This window comes from Paratractidigestivibacter sp. (assembly GCF_052362415.1).
Classification (GTDB): domain Bacteria; phylum Actinomycetota; class Coriobacteriia; order Coriobacteriales; family Atopobiaceae; genus Paratractidigestivibacter.
Genome location: NZ_DAWEMK010000015.1, coordinates 3,296 through 12,289, shown reverse-complemented (window position 1 = coordinate 12,289; position 8,994 = coordinate 3,296). Strand labels below are relative to the sequence as shown.

General features: G+C 66.0%; 7 protein-coding genes. 4 read left to right on the top strand and 3 right to left on the bottom strand.

What is annotated here, in order from left to right:
• The 3 genes from ACT84W_RS02850 to ACT84W_RS02840 all read right to left on the bottom strand — a co-directional run.
• A partial coding sequence (locus tag ACT84W_RS02850) for an ABC transporter permease (protein ID WP_444328145.1) occupies positions 1-1,231 on the bottom strand: 1,231 nt, incomplete at its 3' end.
• Positions 1,228-2,016 (bottom strand): ABC transporter ATP-binding protein, encoded by a 789-nt coding sequence (locus tag ACT84W_RS02845; RefSeq protein WP_444328144.1) that lies wholly within the window; start codon positions 2,014-2,016, stop codon positions 1,228-1,230. The genes ACT84W_RS02850 and ACT84W_RS02845, both read right to left, overlap by 4 nt.
• 4 nt (positions 2,017-2,020) lie before the next feature.
• Positions 2,021-3,472, bottom strand: coding sequence for an efflux RND transporter periplasmic adaptor subunit (locus ACT84W_RS02840; RefSeq protein ID WP_444328143.1), 1,452 nt, complete (start codon positions 3,470-3,472; stop codon positions 2,021-2,023).
• 108 nt (positions 3,473-3,580) lie between these two features.
• Here ACT84W_RS02840 and ACT84W_RS02835 point away from each other — a divergent pair, with 108 nt between their 5' ends.
• The 4 genes from ACT84W_RS02835 (at position 3,581) to ACT84W_RS02820 (ending at position 8,629) form a co-directional block, all read left to right on the top strand.
• A complete protein-coding gene (locus tag ACT84W_RS02835; protein ID WP_444328142.1) occupies positions 3,581-4,276 on the top strand; it encodes an RluA family pseudouridine synthase in 696 nt (231 codons plus the stop codon).
• Between the two features lie 134 nt (positions 4,277-4,410).
• Complete coding sequence (locus ACT84W_RS02830) at positions 4,411-6,012, top strand: 4Fe-4S dicluster domain-containing protein (protein WP_444328141.1); 1,602 nt, start codon at positions 4,411-4,413, stop codon at positions 6,010-6,012.
• A gap of 91 nt (positions 6,013-6,103) precedes the next feature.
• Positions 6,104-7,159: a nucleoid-associated protein gene (locus tag ACT84W_RS02825; RefSeq protein WP_432290258.1), complete on the top strand. Its 1,056-nt coding sequence runs from the start codon at positions 6,104-6,106 to the stop codon at positions 7,157-7,159.
• A gap of 243 nt (positions 7,160-7,402) precedes the next feature.
• Positions 7,403-8,629, top strand: coding sequence for a PcsB-like coiled-coil domain-containing protein (locus ACT84W_RS02820; RefSeq protein WP_417575584.1), 1,227 nt, complete (start codon positions 7,403-7,405; stop codon positions 8,627-8,629).
• Positions 8,630-8,994: the final 365 nt, after the last annotated feature.

Below are 8,994 nucleotides of genomic sequence, written 5' to 3'. Positions count from 1 at the left end.
GCAGCGCCTCCACGGGATCGAGGCGGGCGGCGTGCCGGGCGGGGTAGAACCCGAATAGCACGCCGATGCCGCAGCAGATGCCCGCTGCCACAAGCGCGGTCTGCGGCGTGATCACGGGGACGAGGTTTTCATATCCGAGGCTCGACCCGGCGAAGCCCGCGAGCAGCCAAGCCGCGCCGTAGCCCACGGCGACGCCGATGACGCCGCCCACGACGCAGATTGCGATGCTCTCGAGCAGGAATTGCGCCGTGATGTCCGCTCGCTTGGCGCCGAGCGCCTTGCGCAGGCCGATCTCGCGGATTCTCTCGGTCACGTTGGTGAGCATCATATTCATGATGCCGATGCCGCCGACCAGAAGCGAGATCCCCGCCACGGCAAACGCCATCAGGCGGAAAGACGACATCGTGCTCTCCAGCTGGTCGAGCATCGACTGTGCCGTCGAGATGTAGCAGTAGCCCTCCTCCGAAGAGCCGCCCCCGTCCGGGTCGGCCTCGGGGATGTTGTACTTCGTGCGCAGGTACGAGTCGGTGCGCTCGGCCACCCCGTAGATGTCGGCGTTCTCGCGTGCAAAGCCGAAGATGTTCAGCATGGCGCCGCTCTGCTGGCCGATCAGGCGGACCTTGGCCGTGCGGTAGGGGATGTATGCCACGCACCAGTCGCCCTGCATGCTGTCCGACTCGAGCGTGCCGACCACGGTATAGGAGTCGTTGCCGATGCGCACCGTCTTTCCCACGGCGTCGGCGTCGGCCCGGCCAAAGAGCTTCTTTACCGATGCCCCGCCGAGCACGACTACCATCGACGACTCCTCGTTCTCCTCGGCGGTGAAGACCCGGCCCTTCTCGGCCTTGAGACCCCTCGCCTCGAAGAACTTCTCGTCGCACGCCATGATGTCCATCTCCTCGGAGGTGGAGGTTGAGCTCGACACGCTCGACCAGGCGGCGTAGGCGTAGCAGGTTATGAAGTCGTAGTCGCCGGCGAGGTCGCGGGCCATGGTCTCGACGTCGGTCTCGGTGAGCTGGCGGTTGTTCGGCGGCCAGCACACGATCTCAACTGTGCGTGCGGCGTTGAGGCCGAGCTGGCCCACGATGGCCGCGCGCATGCCGTCGATGAGCGACGTGAGCGCGATCACGGCGGCGATGCCGATCACGATGCCGAGGATGGTGAGCAGGCTCCGCACCCGGTTGGCAAGAAGCGCCGAGCCCGTCTCGTAGGCGAGGTCACGCGCTTTCATACGGCGGGCACCCCCTTGATCTGGCGGGGCACGAGCCGTGTGCGCCCGGGGTCGCCGGCGTCTTCGATGCCGCCCGCAAGCTGCGCCTGGACGGCGCGCTCCTGCTCGTCGGTGAGCAGCCTGCCGTCGCGGATGTGCACGGTGCGGTCGGCCCAGGCGGCCACCTCGGCGTCGTGGGTGATGAGCACGATGGTCTTCCCGCGCTTCTGGAGGCGGCGGAAGGTCTTCATCACGAGCTCTCCCGTCGCGGTGTCGAGGTTGCCCGTGGGCTCGTCGGCGAGGATGATCGCCGGGTCGTTGACGAGGGCGCGCGCGATGGCGACGCGCTGCATCTGGCCTCCGGAGAGCTCGTTGGCGCGGTGGAGGAAGTGTTCCTCGGGAAGTCCCACCGCGCGCAGGGCCTTCCAGGCCAGAAGCTCGCGCTCGCGCGGCGCGATGTCGGAGTAGACGAGCGGGAGCATCACGTTTCTGAGCACCGTGGCGCGCGGCATGAGGTTGAACGACTGGAACACGAAGCCCAGGTGAGAAGAGCGCACGTAGGCCAGGTCGTCGTCCGAGAGCTCGGAGACCTCCACGCCCTCGAGGCGATACGAGCCGGCGGTCGGGCGGTCGAGGCAGCCGAGCGTGTTCATGAGCGTTGACTTGCCGGAGCCCGAAGGCCCCATGATGGCCAGAAACTCTCCGCGCGCGACCTGCAGCGAGACGCCGCGCAGCACGGTGGTGAGGCCGGCTGCGGACTCGTAGATGCGCCAGAGGCCGCGGATGTCGATGACGGGGGCTGCCATGGCGCTACACCGCCGCGTCCGTTGCGGCGACGGGCTCGGCGTCGGCCGCGGACTCCGCGCCGTCCTCGGCGACGGCTGTGTCGCTATCGGCCGAGACGGAACCCGAGCCGTCTTCAACTGCCGTGGGGCCACCGTCCATGGGCGCGTCGTCGCTAGGCGCCGAGTACGGGTCAAGAAGGACCTCGTCGCCCTCGCTTATATCGCCCTCGATGGCAGAGGTCGTCTGGTCGGACGCCCTGACGGTCACGGACCTGCGCTCGACGGCGCTCGTCTCGAAATCGGTGACGACCATGACGTAGGAGCTGCCCGCCTCGTCCATGGCAACGCAGCTCGAGGGCACCATGAGGGTGTCGGGCACGCTCTGCAGCATGATCTGGACGTTGGCCGTCATGCCGGGCTTGAGCTCGGCGGCGGGCTGGGGGATGAGCAGGCTCACGTCGTAGGTCACGACGCCCCCGCCGTATCCGTGGGAGTCCTCGCCGCTTCCCGCAACGGTCGCGATGCGGGTGACCTGCGCGTCGAGCTCGACGCCGGGCAGGGCCGAGAACGTGGCCTTGGCCATCTGGCCGACCGAGACCCTCGAGATGTCGACCTCGTTGACCTGAACCTTGACCGTCATCTGCGAGAGGTCGGCGATCTGGATGAGGCCGCCGGCGTTTGCAGCGGAGTCGGTCGAGGCGCCGACCTGCGCGTTCATGACCACGACCGAGCCACTCTTGGGCGCGCGCACCGTGCGTTTCTCGGCGTTCGCGACGGCGGTGTTGTAGGCCTCCTGGGCGTCGGAGAGGGAGTTTCTGGCGGACTCGACGGCGAACGCGGCCGAGTCGACGTCGCTGCCCTCGGCCCCGCGCTTGTATTCGATGACGTTTCCCTCTTCGTCCTTTATCTCGTCGATCTTGTTGTACGCGTCGAGTGTCGTGTCGTAGGTCGACTGCGCCTGCGAGACGCCGAGCTTAGCGTTGCGCACGCCCATCTCTGCGTCGCGGATGGCCTTGTCCAGCTCGTCGTTCTTCACGGTAAGGAGCACATCGCCCTCCTGGACGGTGTCTCCCTCCGCGACGTTCACGGTCTCGATGGTGCCGCCGACCTCGGGGTTCACGACGACGGAGGCCACGGGCTTGGCTGCACCGGAAGCCTCGACCGCCTCGGTGAAGTCGCCCTGGTCGACGAAGGTGGTCATGAGCTGGGGCGCATCGTTGCCCCCGGCGTTCCCCGTGAACTTTGAGACTCCCCACGCGACGGCGCCCACGAGCACGATCGCGCCGACGATGCCGCCCGCGATCAGCTTCTTGCGCCTGCGTGCGCGGCGATGGCGCATGAGGCTCTCCATGGCAAGACGGGCCTCCATGTCCTCGTCGGACTCGCCGAGGGTCCCATCCGGGCGCAGTACCTGCAGCGTTTCTTGATCATTGTCGGGGGAGTCCTCATTTGCGCGGGGTATCCTGACGTCGTCCACGACGGGCCTCCTCGGTATCGAGTATTGATGGGGAAAGCATACTTTCTGCGCCCTTGACGCGGTATGCTGGGTGCTCGGCCCCAGGCGGCGAGAGGACGGAATGGCGCCATGAACGGTATTTCTTACAAAAACATCACCGTGGTTTTCGAGGACGAATACCTGCTCGCGGCGAGCAAGCCGGCGGACCTGCTCGTGCACGGCGACGGCACAGGCGCCCTCACGCTCACGGACCTCGTGGCCGAGCACCTTGCGGCGGAGGGCCGTGAGGACGTGCGCCCGCAGGCGGCGCAGCGCCTCGACGTCGAGACCACGGGGCTTGTGCTCTTCTCGCTCGATCCCGCCACGCAGCCCGCCCTCGACGCCGAGGTGGCCGGGCGCGACATGCGCAAGGAGTACCTCGCCGTCGTCGCGGGCCGCTTCCCGTGGGCCCTAAAGGCCATCGACGCGCCCATCGGCCGCGACCGCCACGACGCAAAAAAGATGCGCGTCTGCAAAGAAGGGCAGGGAAAACCCGCGAGCACGCTCGTGCGCAAGCTCGCTTTCAAGGGTGGACGGACCCTGCTTTCGGTCGAGCTTCTTTCCGGCCGGCGTCACCAGATCCGTGTGCACCTGGCCAGCCTCGGCTTCCCGATCGTCGGCGACGAGCTCTACGGAGGGGCGCGGGCCGACGCCGCCCGCGGCGAGTTCGGGCTACTTTTGCATGCGTTTCGCGAGGAGCTCCGCCATCCTGCGACGGGCGAGCCCCTGAGCCTGCAGACGGAGTGGCCGGAACGCCTCGGCAAGAACTGGGAGCCGACCGCCTAGCCGCGCCTTCCTAAATCCGGGGCGGCACGCCCGCCCAGAATGCGCGATACTAAACACATTGCCGCCTTCTGGAAAGAAGCGCGGCCGTGGCGGGCTTGGGGAAGCCCGTCGCACCAACTGGAGAGGGGTTTCACATGCCTGGCACTATGCGCGGTGTCTACACCAACCTTACCGAGATTCGCCGAAAGGTCTTCGCGGGCGTCGCCCGCATCGCCTATGAGCAGGGGGAGGACTCCGAAGGAGATCTCCAGCGCCTGCCCTACGAGATCGTCCCCGGCGAGATCGCGACCTACCGCGAGTCCGTCTTCCTCGAGCGTGCCATTGTGCAGGAGCGCATCCGCCTGGCCATGGGTCTGCCGTTGCAGGGCGTCGACAAGCCGCAGAGCATGACCGACGGCATCATCGACGCCTCCGTCCCTGAGACCTACTACCAGCCGCCGCTGATCAACGTCATCAAGTTCGCCTGCAACGCCTGCAAAGACAACGTCTATGAGGTGAGCAACGCCTGCCAGGGTTGCCTCGCGCACCCCTGCCGCGAGATCTGCCCCAAGGGCGCCATCACTTTCAAGGACAAGAAGGCCTATATCGACCAGGAGAAGTGCGTCCACTGCGGCCTGTGCGCCAAGACCTGCCCCTACCACGCCATCCACCACTTCGAGCGGCCCTGCGCCGTGGCGTGCGGAATGGGCGCCATCGGCTCCGATGAGCACGGCCACGCAAAGATCGACTACGAGAAGTGCGTCAGCTGCGGCCAGTGCCTGGTCAACTGCCCCTTCGGCGCCATCGCCGACAAGAGCCAGATCTTCCAGGTGATCATGGCCATCAACGCCGGCGACGAGGTCATCGCCGAGGTCGCGCCCGCCTTTGTTGGCCAGTTCGGCGGCAAGGGCAACGTCGACAAGCTCCGCGAGGCCTTCAAGCAGCTCGGCTTCTCCGGCATGGAGGAGGTCGCGCTCGGCGCCGATCTGTGCACCATCCAGGAGTCCGAGGACTTCCTCGAGGAGGTGCCCGAGAAGATTCCGTTCATGGGCACTTCTTGCTGCCCGGCATGGTCGGTCATGGCAAAGAAGGAGTTCCCCAAGAACGCCGATTGCATTAGCATGGCCCTCACGCCCATGACGCTCACCGCGCGCCTCATCCGCAAGCAGCACCCCAACGCAAAGATCGTCTTTGTCGGGCCGTGCTCCGCAAAGAAGCTCGAGGCCATGCGCGAGTCCGTGCGCTCCGAGGTCGACTTCGTCCTCACCTTCGAGGAGATGGCGGGCATGATGAGCGCCAAAGAGATCGACTACACCAAGCTCGCGGGCGAGGGAGGCGACTTCGACGTGGCCTCCGCCGACGGCCGCGGGTTCGCCGTGGCGGGCGGCGTGGCGACGGCCGTGGCCAACGCCATTCACAAGCGCTACCCCGAGCGCGAGGTCAAGGTGGCCAACGCCGAGGGCCTCGACGAGTGCCGTAAGCTGATGAAGGACGCTGTCAAGGGCAAGTACGACGGCTACCTGCTTGAGGGCATGGCGTGCCCGGGCGGCTGCGTCGCCGGCGCCGGCACCCTCACCGCGGTGAACAAGACCGCCGCCGCGGTCAAGCGCTACGCGAAGACCTCGCCGCGCAAGAACGCCAACGAGAACTCCTACCGCATGCTCATCCCGGCGCTCGAGCGCGACGCCGACGGCAAGCAGGCGGACGAGATCGACGCGGTCGCCGAGACCATGGACGCTCAGGTCCCGCAGGAATAACTGTCAAGAAGCGCCGGCGGGGCCGGTTGTCGCGCGCGGGTCGTGCGACAATCGACCCCGTTTTTGTGTCTGTAAAGAAGGGTTAGCGCCAATGCTCAAGGTCAGCCAAGCCATCCTGCACGTCTTCGACTTCGAGACGGGCTCCAAGTACTACTCCGAGGCCCCGCTCGACCTCGAGAACCGTCCCACCAAGTCCTATGTCCAGCGCCGCCTGCGCAAGATCGTGGGCAACGCCGAGTCCAACCACGGCGAGTTCGCAGAGGACTCCGGCTTCGCAGGCGAGCTCGAGCATTACCTCATGGGCGGGGCGGAGTTCCAGGGCTTCTCGGTCCAGATCGCGGAGTGGTTCTGGGAGGAGCTGCGCCGCGCGGAGGAGCTCGAGCAGGTCGACCTCCTGGTCGCGGACTTTATCGACACCGATGCCGTCCCCGTCGACGCGAACTCCACCGACGCCGAGGTCGACGCCGCGTTCGACGGCCCCGAGGGCAAGAGGTTCTTCGCCGTGGTGCTGCTGCCCCGCAAACAGTCCTTCGTCCACGAGATCGGCGGCGGCGCGAACGAGATCCTGCGCATGGACACCGCGCTGCCCAACCCCACGGCAAAGATCGACACCTACGTGCTCGTGGACTGCGACTCCTTCGCCATCGATTTCCACGACAAGGAGCGCTCTATCGGAGGCGAGACGATTCAGATCCTGCCCGACAAGTTCCTTCAGTGCACCGCCGCTGCCTCTACGCAGCAAGTCTTCACCGAGGTGAGCGAGATCGTCCAGGACGTCGCCGAGGAGTACGGTCTCACGCCCGCTGTCGAGGTCGGCCGCGCTAAGGCCGCGGTCGCCCAGCAGGCCGATCGCGAGGAGGTCGTCGCGCCCGCCGAGATCGGCCGCGTGGTCTTCGAGGACCGACCCGACGTCCAGCAGGTCTTCGAGGAGCGCGTCCGAGAGGCGAAGCTCCCCGAGGAGGCCCCGGTGCGCCGTGGCGTTGCCAACCGCCTGGCCAAGAACCACAAGATAAAGACCGACACCGGCATTGAGATCACCTTCCCCTCCGACCTCGCCGACAAGCCCGGCTACCTGGACTTCTCGACCGGCGCCGACGGCACGATCTCCATCACCATCGGCAACGTCGCCCACATCGAGAACAAATAGCGCCCGCCTACCAACATTGACTGCCACCCTTCACTGGGTGACAGTCATTGCGTGCAGCTTCCTGGGACACCCATCGCTGGGTGATAGTCATTGCTGCAGCTTCCTGGGATACCCTGAGCGATCCTCTCCTTGTTCGTTGCCTTCACGCCCGCCCCGTGTTCATTTGGTCATGGGGGATAAAGACAGCTAGAATAAGGGAACTCTTCTCAAACGCAGTTAAACCACACCCCGGGGAGACTCAGCATGACCAAACCCGCTCGCAATCTATCTCGTCGTGACGCCCTTCGGCTGTTCATGGGATCGGCTCTCACCGTCGGCGTCGCCGCGGCGCTCAAGCCTGCCGCCGTCATAGCGGAGACCGCGCAGCAGAAGGCTGACAATGCCAAGGCCCAGGCCGACAAGACGCAGCAGAAGCTCGACGACGCCCAGGCGCAGTACGATGCCGCGCAACAGAAGCTCGCCGCCATCGGCGAGGAGTACTCCGAGGCGGCGGCCAAGCTCTCGGCCACCCAAGGACAGATCGCCGAGCTCAACCAGCAGATTTCTGAGGCCGAGGACGCGATCTCGACCAAGGAAGGCGAGATCGCCCAGACCCAGAAGAACATCGAGGCGAAGCAAAAGAAGCTCGGCGGCCGCATGAGCGCCGCGTACAAGTCGGGCAATCAGTCGACGATCGACCTGATCCTGAGCTCGGCCTCGTTCGAGGAGCTCACGAGCAATATCTACTACCTCGACAAGGTTACCGAGCAGGACAAGGCGATGATCGACGAGGTCAAGGGACTCAAGTCCGACCTCGAGCAGCAGAAGTCCGAGCTTGAGCAGCAGAAGGCGACCCTCGAGCAGCAGAAGGCCGCCCTCGAGCAGCTCGAGAGTCAGCAGACGGACGAGCTCGCCGCCGCGCAGGCCAAGCAGGACGAGGCCGCGGCCGTCGTGTCGGGTCTCTCCGATTCGGTCCAGGAGCTCATGAAGCAGCACGATTCCGAGCTCGTGGCCGCGCAGGAGGCGGCCGCCGAGGCGAAGCGCATCTCCGCCGAGGCAAAGAAGTCAAAGAAGTCCTGGGCGACGACCACGAACACGCAGGTGCTCGGCAACGGTCCTCTTGCTAAGGTGACGGCCGCCGCGGCCTCAACGCCTTCTCCGGGCGGCGGCCTGTGCGCGGCGTGGATCACGTACGTCTTCAGCAACGCGGGCATCGGTCACTTCGGCGGAAACGCGTGCGATATGTGCGCATGGTGGTGCGGCAACTCCGTCTCGGACATCAAGCCCGGCATGATCATCGCCGTCGAGTCCTCGAGCTCGGGCACGACCGCTGGCCGCATCTACGGCCACATCGGCGTCTACCTCGGCGACGGCCTCGTTCACCACAACGTCGGCTACATCAAGACCGACACCGTCTCCAGCTGGGTCGCGACCTACGGCAAGTACATGACGCCGCGCTGCGGTTGGCTCGGCGGCATCGCCCTCTCCTAACCCTCACTGGGTGACAGTCATCGGCTGATGGGTGTCACTAGATGATGGGTGTCCCCAAAAGCTGCACGCAATGACTGTCACCAAGTGTTGGCGATGGGCGACCTACACGCAATGACTGTCACCCAGTGATGGTGGCAGGTAAGGAAATAGCGCCTCGCGGCGAAGGCCGCGGGGCGCTTAGGTTTGCTATGGGGCGCCCCGGCGTGCAGGACGCGGGGCTTACTGCTGCTCGTCGGGGACGGGGGAGTCGGCGTCGGCCTCGGAGCTGCCGTAGAGCTCCTGCTCCTCTTCCTCGTCTTCGTCCTCATCGTCTTCCTCGTTGTCGATCACGAGGGGCTTGAAGCTGGCGGTGTCGCCGCCCACGA